Origin of the sequence: Enteractinococcus helveticum (genome assembly GCF_001657475.1) — a bacterium.
Taxonomy (GTDB): Bacteria; Actinomycetota; Actinomycetes; order Actinomycetales; family Micrococcaceae; genus Yaniella; species Yaniella helvetica.
Genome location: NZ_LXEY01000015.1, coordinates 1 through 21,824 on the forward strand (window position 1 = coordinate 1; position 21,824 = coordinate 21,824).

The window sequence follows — 21,824 nt, forward strand, 5'->3', positions numbered from 1 at the left end:
ACCAGCTACCCAAAACCCTGCAGCTGCCCGCTGCGGCCTGGATTAACCAACCCGCCCCACCGTCACAGGAGGACACACAACTCGCCGCCTAAACACACGCTGGTCTCACCCGACTTGAAAATTACCGGTCTGGATGGCGATTCAAAATGATTGATACTCGGTTATAGTTTCGGGCTCAGTTAGGCGTTGGTTTTGGACTCAAACTATGGTGCCGAGAAGTCGTAGTAAAAGCTCACTTCAAAAGACCGGAGACTCTCGGATCGAACCACTCACAGAAGCAATGGCGGCTCAACACTAAACTAGACGCCCAAACAGGTCAGGAAGCTCAAGGTAGCTACGAGTTCTAAAACAGAATCGAAATCGACGACTTCGAACGAGGCACCATCCAAGGGTGGACTTGCTCAGCGAGCCTCCTGGAGAAAGACAATCGGTTAACGAGGATTCAGATAGGACGTGTCAGGCTGGCGGCGGATACTTAAACTGAGAACGGCCCAAGAGCGCGTCTTGAAATGCTACGTTAGCAACTTTCAATACTGCCAATGACAATGTTGTTGGCGCATTGATAATACTGCGACGCGAAACCCTCCGCGCGGCTAGCGCTGCACCAACAGTAAGTAAACCACCAAGCATCAGCGTGCGCTGCACCCCGGTATCGCCCCAGGTTTCAGGGCGCTAAGTTTCAGCACCGAGTAGTGGTCTGCCACAGCGCCTTGAAAAACGCAGCATTTTCATACACAAGGTGTGCGAACCAATCGGTTGCGCTGAGTTCGTCGGAATCAGAATGCACCAGGTTGACTTCAATATCATCGCCAATACATTGCTCGAAAATGTAATGCGCCCGAAATGCATGCCACCGGCTCGTCACCACAGTTACAGTTTCCCAAGATTCCTGGGCTGCAATGTCACGCACGGCGAATGCCTCACCAATGGTCGCAACTTCTGACGGGGTAAAACAGATAACACCGTTCCCGCTGTGTTCCTCGCAGTAATCGGTCACGTCTATTTGTTGTTGCGACTCCCCGGAGCCATTGAGACCCATCTGTCCGTCAAAATGCGAAATGACCAGCGCCTCGGGGTTGTCAGCTTCGACCACTTGTAACGCCGTAAATAATCGATGCTCCTGCGGCGCCAGGCTTACTACTGCATCGCTGTGGGCTTCGATCTCACCTTGTACGGGGAACACCACACCCCCTGAGAAAAACAGGACCCAAACGGTGAGCAAGGCAAGAGCCGCCCGAATGAAAAGTTTCAGCGGAGTCGGTTTGACTCCAACACGTGTTTTCTTGTCATTCAGGGTAGTTGTCATCACTGCTCGTTTCGTCTTTGAGCGCGCAAGGAAATCTATGGAAGAGTCATTATCCTGGTTAGCTTTGGAATCGCGCGCCGACGTTAGTGTATTTCATCCTTGACACATAGACCAAAAAGCTGTAGGACAAACGCTACAGCTATGGAATATGACGACGGCGCTAGTGCCGCGATGTACTGCGCCGCGACACCCACCATGCGGTGAGTCCTGCACCAACACTGAGTAAACCGCCAATCGTGAGCAATAGCGTGCGCTGAGCGCCGGTGTCGGCGAGCTGTGCATCATGTGCGGAGCCGTCGAAGGTTTCAGCATCTTCCGTAGGAGCATCACCCTCGGATTGTGGCATAAGTGTAACGACTGGTGCGTGAACAGTCGGGGCCGCTGCGAGCGCAACCGGAACTGGCCCGGCCACCAAGAGTCCTACAGACAGCAAGAGCATGGCAAGAAATCTCAATGGTCGCCACGTAGTAGGGTGCCGATCGAGGAAACGCTGAACCCTCATGATCTACTCTTTCGTAGAAGAAACGACATGGACTTCCAAGGCACAGAAACCCAACACCTAATAATCCAAACAGGTCCAGGCAACGCACCAGCCACGCTAGGAAAAATACTCGCGTATATTCACGTGAACATCACGTAAAGTGCGCAATTCAGTTCACAAATGTGCTGTTTCAAAAGGGCGTCAGCCACCGGGATATGATCCTGGAATGAAGCTCACACCTTTGAAATTCCGGCGGGCTTTCGCCGGTGTCGCACTGATCGGTGCGATCACTGTTTCCGGTTTTGTACCGGCCAATGCTGCCGAACTGGCAGTTCCTGAAACCACCAGCTCGGTTACTACCGAAACACCAGCGGTTGGCACCGTTGAAACCCTCACCGCAGCGATCACAGGAACCCCACAAGTCGGGGCTACCCTCACTGCTGATACCAATGCTGAAGACGGATCAACCTTTGAATGGCTGCGCGACGGTGTCGCCATCCCAGCAGCCATTGCCTCAGTGTATGTACCTACCAACGACGACATCTGCTCAACACTTGCAGTGCGTGTCAGCCCACCAGCAGGCTCGGGACAAGAACCGGTCACCTCTGCATCCACTGAGCCCATCAGTTTCCCTGCCTCAGCTGTACAGCAGCCCACCGTGTCAGGTTCCAACGTTGTTGGCAAAGCACTGAGCGCGCAGAGCACCGGCTGGCCAACCGGCACTACGGTGTCGTATCAGTGGCTGCTCAATGGCACTCCGATCAGCGGTGCGACGTCATCGCGCTACACTCTGCAGGCAGCAGATCAAGGTAAACGCGTGACCGTTCAGGTCACCGGTGAGATCACTAACTGCTTCAGCCACCAGGTCACCAGCTCAGCAACGGCGGTCAGCAATGTACTCGGCGCTCCCCTGGCTGCGACCACCCCCGTCATCAAGGGCACGCCGAAAGTCGGCAACACCCTGACCGCTCAAACGGGTGCCTGGACCAAGGGGACCAAGCTGACCTACCAATGGCTGCGCAACGGCAAGGCCATCTCAAAAGCCACCGGTGCAACCTATAAGCCAGTCGCCGCTGACGTCGGCAAAAACATCTCGGTCAAAGTCACCGGTTCCAAAGCCGGCCACGAGACCATCTCCAAGGCCTCGAAAGCACTGAGCAAAACCGTTGCTGGCACGCTGAGATCCTCGACCCCAAAAATCTCGGGCACCGCCAAGGTCGGCAAGACCCTCAAGATCACCCACGGCTCCTGGACTTCGGGCACCTCGTTTAGCTACCAGTGGCTACGCAACGGCAAGGCCATCTCCAAGGCCACCAAGAAAACCTATACACCGGTCGCTGCAGACGTCGGCAAACGCATCTCGGTCAAGGTCACCGGTAAGAAATCGGGTTATAAGTCCGTAGCAAAGACCTCTGCGAAGAAGGCTAAGACCGCCGTTGGTACCCTGAGCGCTCCCCGACCGAAAGTCTCAGGCACACCGAAGGTCGGCCACACCGTCACCGCCCAGACCGGCACCTGGACCAAGGGTACCAAGCTGACTTACCAGTGGTTACGCAATGGTAAGGCCATCTCAAAAGCCACAAAGAAGACCTACAAGCCTGTTGCCGCAGACGTCGGAAAACAACTCTCGGTCAAGGTCACCGGCAAGAAGTCCGGGTATAAGTCCGTTTCCAAAACTTCGCCAAAACGAGCCAAGACCACCCGCGGCACCTTGACCGGGGCTCGCCCGAAGGTCACCGGAACCACCACCGTCGGCAAAACGCTGAAAGTCACCCGAGGCAAATGGACCTCCGGAACCACATTTAGCTACCAATGGTTGCGCAACGGCAAAGCCATCAGCGGCGCCAAGAAGTCGCAGTACAAATTGACCTCTGCAGATCGGGGCAAGAAGATCTCGGTTCGAGTCACCGGCAAGCGAAGTGGGTACTCCACGCTGAACAGAACGTCAGCCCAGGTTGGTCCTATTAAAGGGACGACGTCGTCCTCGAACTCCAAAACGTCAAGCAGCTCGAATAAGGTCAAAGCCACCGGTAAGAGTTGTCCAGCTAGCCATCCGATAAAGGGTAACCGTCCAACCGATGGTACCGATTGGAAGTATCACGTACGTGGTGGAGCTTTCTACAACGTCACCGTCCCAGAAGAATGCTTCAAGACCACCACCGCAGCTCGTGCTGCGGGGTACCGTGCATCTAAGCGGTAACCCCCTACCTCGCGTATAAACCGCAGCTGGCCTCTGAACGATTTCAACAAGATTCACTTTGGAAAATCGCTCAGAGGCCAAGCGATTTAACAAAACCATGACTACGCTCGGCAAGGTCCAAGAAGTTTCGGGGTAAATGATTCCCGCTAACCTATATTGAATATCGGGGTCAGCAAGAGTGCACGCTGTCTTGGACGAACGTGCTGCGGAGTTCGTGTTCCTCCACCATCAGAACGAATTCGACAAGAGTACCCTGTCTCTCTTAGCTAACGAGGACGAACGCTTCCGTGGAGCTATTGAAAATACTCATCCTGCAAAAGGCCCAAGCGTTGAGGATCTCTGTGGCGAAACCCAAGATCTAGAACCTATTGGTGAGAAAGCTACCCTCAACGAGTATTTCAAGGAATTGTGGCAACGACGCCACGTCATTAGCCGTAGTAGAAAATTTGATCATGGGTGACATTTTGGAAACTGATGGCGTCAGTTATGCTTCTTTTACTTCCGATGTCCGCACTCACTGGGTCTAATACTAAGTGCTAGCACGTGGCGTATATGCGTATATAGTCAGTTTTATGACTGATAACACCCCTAGGTTCCCAGAAATGGAAGACGAGTCCTCTTCCAAGAAGAGCAAAAAGGTTTCGTTGTGGGTTCTGGGGTCGTTTCTCGTCGCATTACTCATCGCCGCCGGTCTTGCATGGGGATGGCTGTCCAAGTTTCAAGATTTTGAGACCATCGGTGAAGCATTTCCAGAAGAAGAACTTCGCCCGGCGATAACAGAACCAGCTGAAGGACACGACGATCCTGCAGTAAACATTCTGTTGCTAGGTTCCGATTCGCGTGCTGATACATCGAAACCAATTCTTGATGACCTTGGCAGCCGCGCAGACTCAATTATGGTTGCCCATATTCCTTCGGATCGCAGCGGCGTTCAGATCATGTCGATCATGCGAGACTCCTGGGTTGATATCCCTGGGCATGGACAGTCCAAGATTAACGCTGCGTTGGCCTATGGCGGAGTGCCACTTATGGTTCAAACGGTTGAAGGCCTGCTCGACCAGCGGATCGACCATATTGCCGTCATCGATTTCAATGGCTTCAAGAACCTTACTGACGCTGTTGGCGGAGTCGAAGTCAACAATCCGCGCGCTTTTTCCGTGGACGGCATGTCATTTGCTGAAGGTCCAATTACGCTCGATGGCGACGAGGCTCTGATATTTGTTCGGGAACGCTATGCCTTCTCAGATGGTGATTACTCTCGTGCAGCCAATCAGCAGTTGTTCATGCGCTCATTCGCACAAGAAGTACTGACCCGTGATACTTTGACAAATCCCGCAAAGATGAATGAACTTGTGGAGACCACTACGCCGTATGTAGCATTCGACGGTGACTTCGGAATCAGCCAGATGCTTGGTCTAGGTACCTCAATGTCGTCTGTACGTTCGGATGATATCACGAGCTTCACCCTGCCAACCACTGGGACAGGTCGTGAATCCGGTGGCCAGTCCGTTGTCTATGTTGACTGGGATGAGCTGGAAGAAGTCCGCGAGCGCTTCAATAATGATGACCTAGCGGATTATCAACCAGAGCCCTACTAAGCACACTCCATTGACTGCCTTCTGACAGGCATGTCATATTCTCACGAGTTCCGACTATTTGAGTCGGCCTTTGACTCGTCGGACTCCAGCCATGGGTGTGGTTTGCTCAGTGTAGTAGTCCAGCCAGTACCCGTCTTCCGTTGGCAAGATCGTGTGTGGCCCGTAGGCACCTTGGATTGTAAAGGGGCTCATGCGTGTTTCAGCGAACTCGGTGGGGGTCAGTTTTTCTATTCGACTGATGGTCACGCCTCGACCGTAACTCACGGATCCGTCTTGCCCCGTCCGATATAAATTGCCATGTGCTCGGATGAGGGGCCCTGCCATGCGTGCCGAGCGGGGATCTAGGCACACCGGTGTTTGTGGATGGAGCGCCCATGGCCCAAACGGGCTGTCGCTAACCCAAAGCTCAAGCCGCTCCCCCACGGTTTCTGGTCGTCCACCGAACAGATACCAATGCCCTTCATGTTCGATCAGCGTGGGGTCGATAACGCGCTCGGTTTCAAGACCAAGCAGCTGATGTGTCGCTTTGGAGGTGAGCTGTTCTTCATCCAGTTCGAAAAACGTGGGAGGGCCGACGTCTCCCATTTCAGGAAAGAGATATGTCACGCCTTCGTATTCGAGAATCTGAGGATAGGAAAGGTGTCCCCCGTCGACAGGTAAATCGACACGTTGACCCTGCCCATCGGCATAGGCGAAAATCTCACCTTTTCCGGTGCTGCCGTGCATGACTTCTACATACAGACGGCCATTGTGATACGCGCAGGGATCCGCTGCGAAGGTGTAGCCTTCCGGAAGAGTAATGGGCTGCATATCGTCGAAATGAGGTTGTACCGGATTATCTGGGTCGAATGGTTGCGGCACATATGCTACGTTCCAACGTTTTTCACGAAATGCTCCATAAAGTCCGCGTCCGACCAGTGCTGTGGCCATCTTGCCCAGTGTTTTGAGCACCTGGCCGTTGGTCGGTAGTCGGTGTTTCAATTCTGGCGCTGTGTATGAATTGGTGCGCTGGTTCTCTAGAGTATGCATGGCCTTGGCAAGCAACGGAATACTCGCCTCATACGCATTGCTCAGGGTTGCACGGTATGAGGTTGGCACAACGCGAGAGGATCCTTCGGCCAGGATGCGTCCACCCTCGTGTGTGTCGCCCAGTTGATGCACAGCAATATTCATGGTTGCTTCGCCGGCTGTGAGTTCATGGAAGCCGTGTGGCCGCCCGCGATGCCCTTCAGGATTGGCGTCGTGATAAGCGACAACCCCGTGGGGTACGGGAAGGTGCTCAGGATCTTTGAGTAGGTTCATCCCAAATTTTAGGACAACGTCGTGACCTTCCAGCTGCTCGGCGAGACTGTCGGGGATGCGCTGCCAAGACTCTTCCCATTCGGAGGGGAAATACAGGACCTCGACGTCATTGCGTAATAGCGGCGTGACATCGCGTTCCCGAAGCATCGACATTCGCGAGCGACTCGCAAATGTGAGGGCATGGTATGCCGCATGTTGCGCTTTGCGTGGCGGCTCTTGGTCGTTAGTGCAGTGCAGAACTGTTGTAATGTCTAGACCTTGGTTGATGGCAAGCTCGAGGGCTTCGTATTCCCAGGCCTTGAGTGTCCTATCGGATCCCAATAAAAGGGCAGCACGCACGTGTTCCTCCGCAAGGTGTATGACTCGGTGAGATGGGTGTCACAATACACGATTTAGGGTCAGCTGCCGAGAGGTTATTGACTATCATTGGCTGGCCCATCAAGCTGAGCTGTAGCTTGTCAGTGAAGGAGTTCGACCCGATGTCAATCCAACGTCAGTTTCCAAAACTCGGTGAATTGCGAGAACTATTGCAGTTCAAGAAACCTGAACTCAACGCCACCAAACGTCGGTTGACACAGGCACTAACCGTTGAAGATCTGCGTCTGATTGCCAAGCGGCGGACACCGAAGGCTGCGTTTGATTACACTGATGGCTCGGCAGAAGGCGAGATTTCGTATCGTCGCGCCCGGCAGGCGTTCGAGGATATTGAATTTCACCCAGAAATCTTGAGACCTGCTCCTGAGATTGATACCTCGGTTGAGATTCTGGGTGGCCCCAGTGCGTTACCGTTCGGGTTGGCACCGACGGGGTTTGCCCGGATGATGCAGACCGAAGGTGAGATTGCCGGTGCCGGGGCTGCTGGTGCCGCTGGTATCCCGTTTTCGCTTTCGACTCTTGGGACTGTGTCGATCGAAGAAGTCAAAGCCACCAATCCGCAGGGTCGCAACTGGTTTCAGCTGTATTTGATGAAGGATCGCGATATTTCCTACGGCCTGGTGGAACGCGCTGCTGCAGCTGGCTTTGACACCCTGTTGTTCACCGTCGATACGCCAATTGCTGGTAACCGCATGCGGGATACACGCAATGGTTTTTCGATTCCGCCACAGCTAACTGCAAAGACGGTGATCGATGCGCTGCCGCGAACTTCTTGGTGGTTTAATTTTCTGACCACCCAGCGTCTTGAGTTTGCTTCCCTGTCGAATACCGGTGGTACCGTATCCGATCTGATTACAGCAGCGTTTGATCCCACGATTTCTGAAGCTGACCTGGCGACAGTTCGTGACATGTGGCCCGGCAAGATTGTTGTCAAAGGCATCCAAACGCTGGCGGATGCCCAGCGCATGGTCGATGCAGGGGTTGACGGGATCGTACTGTCGAATCACGGAGGACGACAGCTTGACCGTGCACCCGTTCCGTTTCATCTGCTGCCCGAAGTAGCGCGCGAAGTCGGCAATCACACAACCATCTTGGTAGACACCGGGGTGATGAATGGCGCGGATGCGGTGGCAGCACATGCGCTCGGTGCAGATTTTGCCATGGTCGGCCGCGCGTGGCTCTACGGTCTCATGGCCGGTGGCCGTGTGGGCGTAAATAGGATGATTGCCATTCTGGAGTCTGAAATTCGTCGGACCATGGGATTACTGGGCGTTAGCAGTGTGGCGGAACTTAGCCCCAAGCATGTCACGCAGCTGACGCGTCTGGCACCTCGAGATGTTCTTGGCCGCGTGAGCGATTCTCGAGTTTGAGGGGTCAGCAGCGGAAGGTGCCTTCATATAGCGCTTTGATAAACGCTGCATTTTCGTAGGCGAGATACCAGCCCCACTGCTCTGCCGTCATCTCGGAGTCAGGGTAGACGATGTTGACGTCCACGACGTCATCGATGCATTGGCTGAACAGGAACCGGGTTCTAAAAGTGTGCCACTTGCTGGTTACAACCGTGATTGAGTCCCAGGACTGTTCCGTTGCCAAGTCATTGATAGAAAATGCCTCACCGATCGTAGAGATTTCTACTGGAGACAGACACACGACGTCGTCGCGTGGTTCAGTCTGGCAGTATTCGACCACAGCTTCAGGGAGCTGCTGCGGTGTATAGCTTCCGAATTGTCCAAGTCCAGGCTCAACATATGAGATCACCAGGGTATTTGTGCCGGTATTTGCCCATACCTCTTCTGCAAGAGGCAACCGGTAGTGCTGCGGCGAGAGGCTGACCACAGCGTCATTTGGGGAGTCGAGGTCGCCCTGAGACGGGTACAGCACATTGAGCGTTACGAAGAGCAACCAACCGATGACCAAAGTAGCCGTGATGCCACTGATAATTTTGAATTTACGCACGGACCCTCTATTTTCTTTTGTGGAGTCGGATGGTGCTTTCACTATCTATCAGGACCTGGAAACTAGCAGTTGACTACTATCTTGAACTGACGGCCGTGCCTGTGCAAGAGCTATAGACAAATACTTTGACATAGTTTATGATTTGAGTTTTCTGTAACCCATTCATTTTCGCCGCCCTTGCGATAGAATCATGAAGCAACTCACAAATCTAAATGTCTAGGCGAATCACACCTTCTGTCGGCACACATGAAGAGGCAGCCATTTCGCGTAACGCCCTTAGCGGTTGTTGTCACGGCTTGGCAACCCGAGCGTATTGCACTGGTAATGCTCCTCCGCCTGTTCGAGTCGGCAGTGCCCAGGATCGTGGCGGATGGAATGGACCGTATGGCTAGTACTGTTACTGCAGGGCTCGAGATAGATGGTTCAGGACGCGCTGAAATATGGCTGAACTCGAGCGAGATTATCGGACTCCTCCAAATCACTGGCATTGGGGTTGGCTTCCAACAGGTGTACATGCTTGGTGTGCAGGAAGAAAACTCACCCACCAGCTTGAGTCGCACCTCGTTCGTCAGCCATCGAGACGCTAAGTGGCCAGCCGATGTCTGACACCGTTGATCTCAAACCGGCTAAAACCCGCGCTATCGACCGGTACATTTTTGCAGGCGGCTCCCTCAGCTGGGCCATAGCCCAGTGGTTTTTGGTCTGGCTATTCGCTCGCGTTGGCGACGGTGCTGCCGCCGTCGGCCAATACTCGTTGACCTTGGCGATTGTGACCCCGGTGTTTATTATCGGGCAATTGGGCTTGCGCACTGTCTATCTGAGCTTACAAACCAGTTTCACCTGGAAGTCCTATTTGATTCTGCGGCTGATCGGCACTGGGGCTGCAATTCTCATCATCGTGGCCTACTACCAGATTGATCCCAGCGCTAACCTCCCGCTGCTAGCTGCCGTGGTGGCGGTGCGATGCTTCGACGTCTATCACGACATTTTATATGCCCGGTTCCAGCGCGAGAATCGCCTGTTACTCATCGGGCTGCACAGTATCACCAACAGTGCCTTGACCATGGTTATCGCCTTTGTAGCCATCATGCTCACGCACAACATTGCCCTGACGGTGCTGTGTGTGGGTATTGGCTCCGCATTGGTAGCCGCCTCGGCGCAACGCTATGTGTTGAAAGTGCCCCAGGATCCGGCAGCCGCACCGGGGGGTTACCGGCGGATCTTGCGCGCAGGGGTGCCGACCACGATTTCTGAGTCCCTTGCCGCGCTCTCGTTGTATCTGCCCATTCTGTTCCTGTCGGTGATCGCCGACGATGCGACCACCGGTGTTTTTGCCACCGCAGCGTATCTGCTGACGGCCGCCAACCTCACCGGCGACACCCTCAAAGACATCTTCATCACCTCATTTCGTTGGACCTTCGAAGAATCCGGTGCACGCAAACTGCTGCGCCGTGCACATAAGGTCTCGGGAGCACTGATCATCCTGGTGGTCGTGGCGATCCCGATCATCATCTTTGCTGGTTCCCCGGTACTGGAATTCATCTACGGCGACGAATTCGCCCTGACCCACCTGGAACTTGCGGTGCTATCGGCCGCGATGATTCCGGTCGCGTCTTCCTACATCTACGAAGCCACACTCAACGTCCTAAATGCGTATGCCGGCCAAGCCTGGATCTGGTTCATGGCCTGCTCGCTGGGCGTGGGCGTTGGCTTCTTGGTCATCAGTGTTCCAGGCATCCCACCAATGATTGGCGCGATGGCCGTTGCCTTCACTACCGGCTGGGGCCGCTTCATTGGCGCGCTCAGCCTCGCCCTATCCGCCCAGCGTCGCGCCACGTAGCACCGCAGGGCACACAAGCACTCTCCACCGCCCACGCTCCATTGTCGTGGGCGGCTGAATTTTTATTTAAACCGCAACGCGTTGCACGAGAACTTTTTGTGCTGATTTTTGCATGTCGAAAACATGAACTTTCTGCCAAGAATCGATGTCTGATCCAGCAAATGGCCGCGTCAAACCTAGGGAGCGCGGGGGCACAAAAAATCTTTTCACAAAACTCTTGCATATTGCTTAGACAGCAACTAGATTGTTGTATCAGCAACACACCCCGTGATGCGAATCACAGAATGAACTTTAAAGGAGAATCCCATGGTGGATAGCGTTTACGAATCGGACGAAGCCTACAAAGAAATCGAAAACCAGCTAGAACAAGCACTGGACAACGCCTTCAACCTGGGCGCCCAGGAGATGGAAGGCCGTGGCTTCAAGCGTCGCGTTGGCTTCGGCACTCGCCCAGCGGTCATCCACATTGACATGGCTAACGCCTGGACCCGCCCAGGTCACGCATTCACTTGCCGCAACATGGATACCATTATTCCTGCTTGCCAGGACCTGAACGCTGCCGCTCGCGCCAAGGGTGTCCCAGTCATTTTCATCACCACCGCCTACGAAGTTCTCAACGCAGAACTGCCATCAGACATGGGCCTGTGGTCGCAGAAGATTCCTCTGGAAACCCTGGATCCTTCGACCGGTGCAGCTGACATCGACTCGCGCATCGCCCCAGAACCAGGCGAATTGGTCATCACCAAGAAGCGCGCCTCAGCGTTCCCTGGCACCTACCTGAACCAGTTCCTGACCGCTAACCGCATCGACACCCTGATCGTCACCGGCGTGACCGCATCCGCCTGCGTTCGCAACACCGTCGAAGATGCCATGGCTGAAGGCTTCCGTCCAATTGCTGTCCGCGAAGCCATCGGTGACCGCGTTGCCGGCACCGTCGCCTGGAACCTGTTCGACATCGACAACAAGTTCGGTGACGTCGAATCCGTTGGCACCGTTGTGGAATATCTCAACAACCTGCCGAACTTCGAAGACACCGTTCCCACCCCAACCGCCAAAGCCCCACAGCAGGCCCTGGCAGCCAAGTAAGCATTAGCACCATACTCTCCGGGACTTCACACTCTGACTGAGCGTGAAGTCCCGGAGGCGCTTAACAGGGACCCGCTGCGACCAGCACCCTCTCACGCGAGGCTATAACGCCAGATCACCGCGCCACAGGTGCATTGCCAGGCACAGGGCCATCTTTTAGTCACTCTTCAAGTCCCTCGAATTTGACGACCAGCCGCTCGGCTCAACCTTCACAATGCGTCACCCCTGAGCGGGCACGCCTATCCCCCGAAGAGCCTGAGCAGTGACTGATCGACAAACCCAACGAGCATCTACAGGACTTTGCTGCACCCCTTTTTCAGGCCCACCCGGCAAGAGGCCCTGAGTCCTGAAAGAGTGACAAATTTCTATAAATTTCTCACCAACCCCTCTTGATAATTGCTTAGTTAGCAACTAAATTGACTGAGTAGCAACAAAAGGTGATGTGAGTCACACGCCCGCCAAGTAGGTTCGAGCATCGCTCCTAACAGAAAAACTCCCAGCGGTTTTCGGGTTTTGGATCTCCCGTCCGCCTCCCTATTTCCAAGTTCGCGATACAACTTCCATGCCATTTCCATATAGGAGGAACACATGAAGCGCATAGGTGTAGACGTTGGTGGCACTTTCACCGACTTATATTACTCAGATGATGAATCACGCACTGGGTTTGTCGAGAAAGTCCCCTCAACTCCAGAAGATCCGTCGATCGCCGTTGTTGATGGTCTGAAGCGCTTGGTGGCGAAAGCCGGCATCACGCTTGCCGAAGTCGACCAGGTTGTCCACGGCACCACGGTCGCCACGAACACCGCGCTGACCCACAAGGGTGCAGAAGTCGGCATGATCACCACCGAAGGCTTCCGCGATATTTTGCATATTGCTCGCCACAAGAAGCCGCACAACTTCTCGCTGCAACAAGACCTCCCATGGCAGACCCACCCGCTGGTCAAACGCCGCCACCGACTGACCGTCAACGAACGCATCACCGCACCATACGGTGACGTGCTGCGCGCTCTGGACGAAGACGAAGTTCGCGAACGTGTCCGCGAACTGAAAGCCGCCGGTGTTGAAGCCATCGCCGTCTGCCTGCTGCACTCCTATTTGAATCCAGCCCACGAACAGCGCATCGGCGAAATCGTTCGCGAAGAATTCCCAGAAGCTTACTTGTCGCTTTCCAGCGACATTGTTCCGCTGTACCGCGAATACGAACGCTTCTCGACCACCGCTCTGAACGCCTATGTTGGCCCACGCGTCTCCCGCTACCTGACTCGTCTGCAAAATGAAATCGAGTCCCTGGGGTATGAACGTGAAATCCTGCTGATGCAGTCCTCCGGTGGCATGGTCCCAATTAACGAAGCCGCCAAACGCCCAGTGACCCTGATGATGTCGGGTCCTGTTGGCGGGCTGATCGGTGGCCTGTGGGCCGGTGAACAGTCCGGTTTCGAAAACATTGTCACCCTGGATATCGGTGGCACCTCCGCCGACATCGGTGTCGCCTACCAGGGTGAACTGCGCATGCGCCACCTACTGGATACCAAGATTGGTGACTACCAGGCCATGATCCCCATGGTCGACATTGACACCATTGGCGCCGGGGGCGGCTCGATCGCCTACGTGGACCAGGGTGGCGTGTACCGCGTTGGACCCCAGTCGGCTGGTGCTGACCCAGGTCCGGTTTGCTACAACCGTGGCGGTGAAGAACCAACCTCCACCGACGCCCAGTTGCTGCTGGGCCGTCTGCGCCCAGAGCGCATGCTGGCCGGTTCCGGTATCGACCTGCGCCCAGACCTGTCACAGGATGCCATGAAGAAAGTGGCAGACCAGCTGGACATGTCAGTTGAAGAAGCCGCTCTTGGTGCCCTACAGCTGCAGAAATACGGCATGACCCAGGCGATCGAAGAAAACTCGGTCCGCCGCGGGTACGACCCTCGTGACTTCACCCTGGTTGCTGCAGGTGGTGCCGGTGGTCTGTTCGCTTGCGAAATTGCCTCCGAACTCGAAGTTCCAAACGTGCTGGTCCCGGCAAACCCGGGCATTATCGCTGCCCTGGGGCTACTGGCCACCGATGAGCGCTACGAATTCGTCTCGACCGTCCGCTTCCCACTGGCTGACGCTGATTGCCCAGCTCTGCAGTCTTCCTACGAAGAACTCGAAGCTCAGGCTACTGCGCAGTTGGATGCCGAGAGCATCGCCCCAGAACACCGCAAGCTGCAACGTTTGGCCGATGCCCGTTACGAAGGTCAGGGTTATGAGATTCGCTTCGATGTCCCCGATGGTGAGATCAACGATGCCTGGTTGGTCGAAGCCGAAACTCGCTTCCATGCGGCTCACGAAGAAGAATATGGCCACCGCTTCTCGCACAGCGCCGTTGAACTGATCAATATCCGTGTCGAAGCAACCGCCGAAATGACCGAGCTGCCTGCGGTAAAGCCAACCACACAAGCCTCGCTAGAAGATGCCCTTATCGAAACCCGTGAGGTCACTTTCGACGTGGGCGGCAAGCCAGCAACCCTGGCCACCCCGTTCTACGATCGCGAAAAACTGGCCATCGGTCAAAGCTTCGAAGGCCCAGCCATCGTCGAACAGTACGACGCCACTACCGTGGTCCCTCCGGGCTTCGGTGTCACGATCGACGAGTCCGGCAACATGGTGATTGCTTGCCCAGCCAATGAATCCACCGCAGAAGACCTGGCAACCCCAATTCTGATGCGAGTCATCGGTGGTGCGCTGAACTCGGCCGCCAAGGAAATGGCCTCCGTGCTATTCCGTATGGCATATTCCTCGATCATTCGTGAATCCGAGGACCTCGGCGCCGGGCTATTTGATGTCGAGGGCAACGTGTTAGCCGAATCGGACTCGACCCCGATGTTCATGGGCTCCATGCCCAAGATTGTCAAGGGTGTCATCTCGGTGCTGGGTGACGATATCCACGAAGGCGATATCATTCTGCACAATGACCCATACCTAGGTGCGACCCACTCCCCTGACGTGGCGATCATCAAACCGATCTTCTATCAAGGCAGCCTGGTTGGCTTCTCGGGTGCTTCGGGTCAGCTGATCGACAACGGTGGCGCACATTCGGGGCTGATGGTGGATATTCAGGACATGCAGTCGGAAGGCCAGATCTTCCGCGCACTGAAGATCTACGACAAGGGCGTTCGCCAAGAACCGCTGATCAAACACATTTTGGATAACACGCGCACACCAACCTCCAATAAGGGTGACTTCCAGGCCATGATCGCAGCGACCGAGTTGGCGTCCAACCGCTACCTGTCGCTGGTGGAACGCTATGGCTTAGCAGCTGTACAGGATTCCGGCCAGGCCTGGATCGATTACTCCGAGACCATGCTGCGCCAGGAAATCGCCAAGATCCCAGATGGTGTGTACGAAACTGAAATCGGCTACCTCGATGATGATGGTCGCAACTACGGTAAGAAACTGCCGATCGCCGTCAAGGTCATTATCGAAGGTGACGAGATCACCTACGACCTGACCGGCTCGTCCGAACAGGTGCCAACCGCATATAACTGTGCATTTGAAGGAACCACCGTCTCAGCGTTTACCTTCATTACCCGCATGATGTTCTTAGACGAAGTGGCCTTCCCGGTCCACGTTCCGCAGAACGAGGGCATGCTGAAACCACTGAAGGTGATTGCACCGGAGGGTACGATCTTCAATCCGAAGTACCCGGCGGCAACCTTCTCCCGGTTCTCGCAGGTCCAGCGTGCGGTTGACCTGGCACTGCGTGCCCTGGCTCCGGTCATGCCAGAAAAGGTCACCGCCGGAAACTCCGCCCATATTCACTTCATGTCGTATTCCGGGTGGGATGAAGTCCAAGGCGAATACTGGGTCTACCTGGAGGTCAACGAAGGTGCCAACGGTGCCCGCCATAACGGCGATGGTCCGGACTCGGTGGACAACCTGATTGCTAACACCCGCAACAACCCGATTGAAGAGCTCGAGTGGCGCTTCCCAATGCGCACCGACCGCTACGAGCTGCGTGACGAACCTGCAGCAGCCGGTGAGTACCGCGGGGGTATCGGGATCGTTCGCGAAAACACGTTCCTGACCGACACGGTCATCACGTGTGAAGGTGAACGCCACGAATCGGATCTGCCATGGGGTGCCCACGGTGGCCACGATGGCCGGAACGCCTCGCTGATCAAAAACCCAGGCCGCGACGGCGAAGAATCCTGGCCGTCGAAGGTCACCGGGCGCCAGCTTGAAGCCGGCGACTCGATCCAGATCACGGTCCCATCCGCAGGTGGCTTCGGGGACCCAACCAAGCGCGATCCAGCCAAGGTATTAGAAGATGTGCTGGATGACTTCACCACCCGTGAGGCCGCGCGTGAAGATTACGGTGTCGTCCTGGTCGAAGTCGATGGTCGCCTGACCGTAGACGAAGACGCCACCGTTGCCCTGCGCGCCGAAACGGCCCAGTCGGCGGGAAAAGCAACCGCAGCGGCGACCGCGTAACCGGTTACCGCGCCCGATAATAACTGAATACTTCTGAGAACAACCACCCCGCGGGGAACAGCGCCAAGCGTTGCTCCCCGCGGGTCCTCATACCCACACCTTTTCGCACGTCTTCACGGCCACACCTCCACACTATGCGTTTTCTTCTTCATTGAAGCCCTCACTCAAGGAGTCGTTATGCAAGATAACGCCCACGCATTCCGTAAGATTAGCCTGAAGGAAACGCGATTCGTCACGATCATCGCCTTCCTCGCCTGGACCATCGCGGTCTACGATTACATTCTGTTTGGCACCCTGCTCCCCCGTATTGAAGAAAGCTTCGGCTGGGACTCCAGCCACGCCCTGTTGGTCTCCACTCTGGTATCTGCCGGAGTCTTCTTGATCATCATTTTCTTTGGCCCACTGATCGATAAACTGGGACGTCGTAAAGGCATGATGACGTCGGTCGGTGGCTCCGCCGTCGCCGGTGGTGCCAGCGCGCTGGCCCAAGGCTCCGTCAGCCTGGTGGGCATCCGCGCACTGTCCGGGGTGGCCCTTGCCGAACAATCGGTCAACGCCACATATCTCAATGAAGTCTTCGCGCTGTCCGAGGATAAGAAGGTCAAAAAGAACCAGGGACTCATCTACGCGTTCGTCCAGACCGGATGGCCCGTGGGTGCGCTCATGGCAGCAGGCTTCGTCGGCCTGGTGACCGCCTGGTTTGGTCCAGAAAACTGGCGGCTAGCCTTCTTGATCTCGATGATCCCGGCCGCCGTCGTCTTCGCGCTGATCTACTTCTTCCTCAAAGAAACCCCGCAGTTTAGCGCCATGCAGCAGATGAAGGCCCACCAGAAGGCCGGGAACCTGGAAGCAGCCCAGGCGATCTCGGATGCCACCGGGCTGAAGATCACCACCGAGGCTCCGCTGAAGATGATCTTCAATAAGCTCCACCGCCGCAACACTATCGTGCTGTGCTTTGCCTGGATCCTCAACTGGATGGGCATTCAGACCTTCTCCGTGCTGGGTACCACCGTATTGGAAACCGGTAAAGGCGTTGATGCCTCGAGTGCTTTGATGATGATTATCGTGGCCAACATCGTCGGCGCTCTGGGTTATCTGACCCACGGCTGGCTGGGTGACCGCTTCGGCCGTAAGAACGTGATTGTGTTCGGTTGGACCATCGCCGGTATCGCGTTTACCGCCATGATGTTGGGCCCAAGCAATGCAGCATTCGTTGTGCCGATGTACATGATCGGGCTGTTCTTCCTGCTGGGCCCATACGCGGCCATCATGTACTTCCAGGCCGAATGCTTCCAGTCTGAATGCCGTGGTACCGGATCCGCATTTATCGTGTCGATGAGCCAGCCGGGTGCTGTGATCGGTGGGTTCATTCTCACCGCACTGGTCACCGCGAACTTTGGTCTCAGCAACGCCACGATCGTGATTGCGCTGGGTGGCGTACTGCTGTCCGGTCTGATCATGATGCTGGCACGTCCGGTCAAGCAGGAGGTGACCGAAGAAGAACCAGTTTCTGTAACTGTGTCATAAGCTCCTGGCATCGTCCTGTCGCCAGGTGACAAGGGCCGGTACCACCCAACTGCAGCGTTGGTGGTACCGGCTTTTACTATCCGTGGTCGGACTGTTCATCTCTAGCTAATTTGACCGCCTGTCTTGTAAACAGGGGCATCTAATTGGAATTACAACGAACCAAGTTATTGCAGCAATGACACGGCAACTCATCTTATGGTGTAACCTGTCGCACAGATCTCACATTCACATCACCAGGTAAGAGGGCCATATGGGAAACCTAGCCGCAACTAGGCGCCGTAGCTCTAAACTCAGCTGCCGTGAATTTGTTGAAGCGAAGCAAAATATTCTGCGGTGTAACGAATCGGCAAGGATCCCTGTTGTGAATGTGTTCGCAGACTATAACACTGTATTTTTTCACCAGCTAGGTAAAGGAATGCAGGAGGGTGAGAGTGAACGATAACGTACACCCCTTACCCGTACGATGGCCTGAAATATTAGAGGGGTACCAACGCCCGACTGCAATCGCTTACGTAATGCACGTAAAAGAAATTCTGAAGACTGGATCCACGCCATTACATGTAATAGCTTCAAACGGGCATCGATATTACGTAAAACCCCAACATAATCCGCACCATCAATCGTCATTGTTAGCCGAAGTAGTTGTGCATGGGGCAGCCCAATATTTGGGCGTGCCGACTCCAGAATATTCGTTCCTAGATTTACCAGTTGCGGTAGCTCATGCGCATACAAATCATAATGGTGAGCCATTACATCCCGGAGTTTGTTTTGCGAGTCGGGAAATCGATCATGCCCACCAGGAGGACCGTCTTACACACCTAAACCGTGACAATAACCATCACCATGGACCGGGCTATGGAGCTTTGTGGGAATGGTGCTTGGGTGAGGATAACCAATTCCTCTATCGATTAGAGGATAGCCACAGCCTCACTGCCTTCGATTATGGGCTATGGCTCGGCATGGAAAGTTATCTAGACGAAGACTTTTACTCGCACACCCCAGGCCCAGAATATCGTTGGTCCGAAAATGAAAGGGGAATGAGCCCCGGGGCTTTTATAGAACGAGCTGATAAACTCGATTCTCTAAAGCCGTTGAATGTCCTCCAGATCGTGTCCCAAGTGCCGGTTGCATGGGGCTTCTCCGACACTTTGTTGATAGCCATTGCACGTTGGCTATATTCGCGTCGTAGTATGGTGGCCACCTCGTTACGACGACACGCAAACAACGCAGCAAAGGAGTGAACCATGGATGAATACGTATCTTGGGTGCTCCGTTATGTTCCAAATGCTTTCCGTGGCGAATTCATAAATATCGGTGTGTTGGTTGGTGGGTCCGACAACGACTGGGCCCTAAAATACGTAAGTGATTTTCGTCGAGCTAGCAGCCTCGGAGGAGATGCTCAAAAGTTACTGCCACTCTTGCAGGACTTGGCAAATCGCGTCTCCCCTAAAAATCGACAATCCCAGTTAGATACTTCTGGTGTGGTTTTTCCTATCGAAAGTCTCAGCGTGGAGGACGTCGAACGTGCTCGGGTGCATAAAAATAATGCACTTCAACTGTCGGCACCGAGCCTATCCTACGCAGAATCTTCAGAGCAGCTCGTTCAGATTTTGTTCGAGAACTACGTGGTAGAACAATCGACTTCACATGGTCGCCAAAAGCTTACGATTATTCGGGACCATTACCGTGAAGCACTCGAGAAAGTTGAGCTAGGCGACTCCCGTCAGTGGAGTTCAAAAGTTAAAGCTAGAGCTGGTGATGGTGAAGTCGATAATTTCGATTTTGCTATCTATTCCCCTCATACTGTGGATCAGCTGACTCTTGCTATCAATTTTCAACGAGGTGAGGAAAGGGAGCTAAGAAAAACTGTCCATGCGTTCCAGTTCCGGCTCCAGCAAATCCGGGATAGTGGAGCCCAAATCAATATCGGCGGCAGTAAAGGGGCCACGCTTCCTTTCGCGAGTGAAGGAAAGCTCTTCGTCGTACATAACGAGCCCGAAACTACATGGCAAAAGAAAACGCTAGAGAATGCCATCCGTTTTTGGGGAGAGCATGATATCGAACACCGCTCACACGAAGAAATCGATCAAACCCCACGGTTAGCTTTAGCAAGCTAGTCAGTTAGATCGAGAACTGTGTACGAGCGATATGTCCCCCTCCCCCGACGGACTTGTCGTCTCTATTAAAAATGCCACCCGTCTGCGATCAGACCTCCCAACTTCAGAATGGCTGCTTTCAAACCTTGCTCGTCGACTGGCATGTACCAATAGATTTTCCAGAGCGTACGAGCTCACGATGAGCTCTGCAAAAATCTCAGCAGTTGAATTTTCCGATGCCTACGATCTGATATTGCATGAACTGCGCCCCTCCTCGAATCTGGTTGATCAACTGTTCAATGAGCGCTCTGTGCTGCGGATATGAATCAAAAACCTGACAAACTCAGAATGAAAAATTCCTTCGCTAGGTAACGTGTTCGCAACGCGACCAACCATGTCCGAAGAGCAGACTAGTTGCTGCTGAGTCGTTTTCAAGACACTATTGTGCCGCTTAGGGTGCGTACTAAGGATGGTGCTGACGAATAGACGGCTGCCCTAAGGCCTTCCTGGAATTCCTGAGCATAACCTTGGGAGCTGGGAGACGATGTTCGAGCTTGAGCAGGACCCACACCCATCAGCAGTACCTAACGGACTCCTATTTAATTGTTCCCCGACGATCAGAGTCTAAGCTCCCTCGCACACAACCGTAATCTTGGCCAAGAATATGAGGAAATTCCCAGCTGCCCATCGGTATCCAGAACACGACCTTGGCAACTAGTGTGCAACCAGAACACTGAACGTCGTCCGAAAGGATCCTCATGACCACGTGGCTTATCACCGGCTGCTCGACAGGGCTGGGACGCGCACTCGCCCAGCGTGTACTCGAAGCAGGACACAACGCCGTCATCACTGCCCGAGAGACGGAGAGCTTGACAGAACTGGCCGAACAGTACCCCGATACTGCGCTCACATTGCCGCTGGATGTGACGAACGCAGGGCAGATTGCTTCGGCTGTTGAAGGTGCTACGGAGCAGTTCGGTGGGATTGATGTGCTGGTCAATAACGCGGGCTACGGGTATCGCGCTGCGGTGGAAGAAGGCGAAGATGATGCGCTGCAGCAGCTGTTTGCCACGAACTACTTTGGTGCCGTGCACATAATCCAAGAGGTTCTGCCCCATATGCGTGAACAAGGCTCCGGAATGATCATTAATATCTCATCGATTGGTGGTCAGCGCAGTAGCCCAGGCTCTGGATTTTATACCGCTACGAAGGCTGCGCTGGAATCGACCACGGAAGCACTCCAACAAGAAGTCGGGCCACTGGGTATTCGGGTGGCAATTGTTCAGCCTGGGCCTTTCCGTACCGATTTCGCTGGTCGATCGCTGCACCAGTCCGCAGAACCGATTGCAGCGTATGCCGAAACTGCCGGACGTCGTCGGAAAGAAACCGACACGATGGACGGCAACCAGGCTGGCGACCCGGTCAAAGCTGCCCAAGCTATTCTGACGCTTGCCGAACAGGACAATCCGCCAATGCGCCTAGTCCTCGGGAAACAGGCACTTGAGCTGGCCGAAGTGGATTTGAACCAGCAGCTCGATGACCTCATGGACTGGGAGCACCTAGGCATCAACACCGACTACGCATAGT

General features: G+C 54.7%; 16 protein-coding genes. 12 read left to right on the forward strand and 4 right to left on the reverse strand.

Translation table 11 applies throughout. The features are described from left to right. Positions 1-679 precede the first annotated feature (679 nt). Positions 680-1,306 carry an ElyC/SanA/YdcF family protein gene (locus tag A6F49_RS04920; RefSeq protein WP_052504774.1) on the reverse strand — a complete coding sequence of 209 codons (627 nt, stop codon included), beginning with the start codon at positions 1,304-1,306 and terminating at the stop codon, positions 680-682. A gap of 160 nt (positions 1,307-1,466) precedes the next feature. Then, on the reverse strand, positions 1,467-1,745 hold the full coding sequence (locus tag A6F49_RS04925; protein WP_043057388.1) for an LPXTG cell wall anchor domain-containing protein: 279 nt from the start codon (positions 1,743-1,745) through the stop codon (positions 1,467-1,469). Positions 1,746-2,013: 268 nt separating this feature from the next. Between A6F49_RS04925 and A6F49_RS04930 the strand changes: the two genes are divergently transcribed. From A6F49_RS04930 to A6F49_RS04940, 3 genes are all read left to right on the forward strand, one after another. Further along, positions 2,014-3,987 carry a sunset domain-containing protein gene (locus A6F49_RS04930; protein WP_150119390.1) on the forward strand — a complete coding sequence of 658 codons (1,974 nt, stop codon included), beginning with the start codon at positions 2,014-2,016 and terminating at the stop codon, positions 3,985-3,987. 190 nt (positions 3,988-4,177) lie between these two features. After that, a complete protein-coding gene (locus A6F49_RS04935; RefSeq protein ID WP_150119391.1) occupies positions 4,178-4,447 on the forward strand; it encodes a hypothetical protein in 270 nt (89 codons plus the stop codon). A gap of 112 nt (positions 4,448-4,559) precedes the next feature. After that, positions 4,560-5,585, forward strand: coding sequence for an LCP family protein (locus tag A6F49_RS04940; protein ID WP_043057386.1), 1,026 nt, complete (start codon positions 4,560-4,562; stop codon positions 5,583-5,585). Between the two features lie 54 nt (positions 5,586-5,639). Here A6F49_RS04940 and A6F49_RS04945 read toward each other — a convergent pair whose 3' ends face one another. Then, positions 5,640-7,226: a glucosamine inositolphosphorylceramide transferase family protein gene (locus A6F49_RS04945; protein ID WP_043057385.1), complete on the reverse strand. Its 1,587-nt coding sequence runs from the start codon at positions 7,224-7,226 to the stop codon at positions 5,640-5,642. Positions 7,227-7,366: 140 nt separating this feature from the next. Between A6F49_RS04945 and A6F49_RS04950 the strand changes: the two genes are divergently transcribed. Continuing rightward, positions 7,367-8,632: an alpha-hydroxy acid oxidase gene (locus tag A6F49_RS04950; protein ID WP_043057384.1), complete on the forward strand. Its 1,266-nt coding sequence runs from the start codon at positions 7,367-7,369 to the stop codon at positions 8,630-8,632. A 4-nt stretch (positions 8,633-8,636) separates the two neighbouring features. Here A6F49_RS04950 and A6F49_RS04955 read toward each other — a convergent pair whose 3' ends face one another. Then, a complete protein-coding gene (locus A6F49_RS04955) occupies positions 8,637-9,218 on the reverse strand; it encodes an ElyC/SanA/YdcF family protein (protein ID WP_052504771.1) in 582 nt (193 codons plus the stop codon). A gap of 598 nt (positions 9,219-9,816) precedes the next feature. On the opposite strand from A6F49_RS04955, the gene A6F49_RS04965 reads away from it, so the two are divergent. The 8 genes from A6F49_RS04965 (at position 9,817) to A6F49_RS05000 (ending at position 21,823) form a co-directional block, all read left to right on the forward strand. Beyond that, complete coding sequence (locus A6F49_RS04965) at positions 9,817-11,058, forward strand: lipopolysaccharide biosynthesis protein (protein ID WP_043057382.1); 1,242 nt, start codon at positions 9,817-9,819, stop codon at positions 11,056-11,058. A 306-nt stretch (positions 11,059-11,364) separates the two neighbouring features. Then, complete coding sequence (locus tag A6F49_RS04970; protein ID WP_082911603.1) at positions 11,365-12,144, forward strand: isochorismatase family protein; 780 nt, start codon at positions 11,365-11,367, stop codon at positions 12,142-12,144. 588 nt (positions 12,145-12,732) lie between these two features. Further along, positions 12,733-16,614 carry a hydantoinase B/oxoprolinase family protein gene (locus A6F49_RS04975; protein WP_043057381.1) on the forward strand — a complete coding sequence of 1,294 codons (3,882 nt, stop codon included), beginning with the start codon at positions 12,733-12,735 and terminating at the stop codon, positions 16,612-16,614. Positions 16,615-16,791: 177 nt separating this feature from the next. Continuing rightward, complete coding sequence (locus tag A6F49_RS04980) at positions 16,792-18,141, forward strand: MFS transporter (RefSeq protein WP_043057380.1); 1,350 nt, start codon at positions 16,792-16,794, stop codon at positions 18,139-18,141. A gap of 431 nt (positions 18,142-18,572) precedes the next feature. Next, positions 18,573-19,382 (forward strand): HipA family kinase, encoded by an 810-nt coding sequence (locus A6F49_RS17660; RefSeq protein WP_161485770.1) that lies wholly within the window; start codon positions 18,573-18,575, stop codon positions 19,380-19,382. A gap of 3 nt (positions 19,383-19,385) precedes the next feature. Further along, positions 19,386-20,258 carry a DUF3037 domain-containing protein gene (locus A6F49_RS04990; RefSeq protein WP_043057378.1) on the forward strand — a complete coding sequence of 291 codons (873 nt, stop codon included), beginning with the start codon at positions 19,386-19,388 and terminating at the stop codon, positions 20,256-20,258. Between the two features lie 178 nt (positions 20,259-20,436). After that, complete coding sequence (locus A6F49_RS18580; RefSeq protein ID WP_268751172.1) at positions 20,437-20,562, forward strand: hypothetical protein; 126 nt, start codon at positions 20,437-20,439, stop codon at positions 20,560-20,562. 433 nt (positions 20,563-20,995) lie between these two features. Then, a complete protein-coding gene (locus A6F49_RS05000; protein ID WP_043057377.1) occupies positions 20,996-21,823 on the forward strand; it encodes an oxidoreductase in 828 nt (275 codons plus the stop codon). Position 21,824 lies beyond the last annotated feature (1 nt).

Coding starts and splice junctions, on each gene's coding strand:
- A6F49_RS04920 (WP_052504774.1), bottom strand. CDS start 1,306: ATGACAACTACCCTGAATGACAAGAAAACACGTGTTGGAGTCAAACCG.
- A6F49_RS04925 (WP_043057388.1), bottom strand. CDS start 1,745: ATGCTCTTGCTGTCTGTAGGACTCTTGGTGGCCGGGCCAGTTCCGGTT.
- A6F49_RS04930 (WP_150119390.1), top strand. CDS start 2,014: ATGAAGCTCACACCTTTGAAATTCCGGCGGGCTTTCGCCGGTGTCGCA.
- A6F49_RS04940 (WP_043057386.1), top strand. CDS start 4,560: ATGACTGATAACACCCCTAGGTTCCCAGAAATGGAAGACGAGTCCTCT.
- A6F49_RS04950 (WP_043057384.1), top strand. CDS start 7,367: ATGTCAATCCAACGTCAGTTTCCAAAACTCGGTGAATTGCGAGAACTA.
- A6F49_RS04965 (WP_043057382.1), top strand. CDS start 9,817: ATGTCTGACACCGTTGATCTCAAACCGGCTAAAACCCGCGCTATCGAC.
- A6F49_RS04970 (WP_082911603.1), top strand. CDS start 11,365: ATGGTGGATAGCGTTTACGAATCGGACGAAGCCTACAAAGAAATCGAA.
- A6F49_RS04975 (WP_043057381.1), top strand. CDS start 12,733: ATGAAGCGCATAGGTGTAGACGTTGGTGGCACTTTCACCGACTTATAT.
- A6F49_RS04980 (WP_043057380.1), top strand. CDS start 16,792: ATGCAAGATAACGCCCACGCATTCCGTAAGATTAGCCTGAAGGAAACG.
- A6F49_RS04990 (WP_043057378.1), top strand. CDS start 19,386: ATGGATGAATACGTATCTTGGGTGCTCCGTTATGTTCCAAATGCTTTC.
- A6F49_RS18580 (WP_268751172.1), top strand. CDS start 20,437: ATGAGCTCTGCAAAAATCTCAGCAGTTGAATTTTCCGATGCCTACGAT.
- A6F49_RS05000 (WP_043057377.1), top strand. CDS start 20,996: ATGACCACGTGGCTTATCACCGGCTGCTCGACAGGGCTGGGACGCGCA.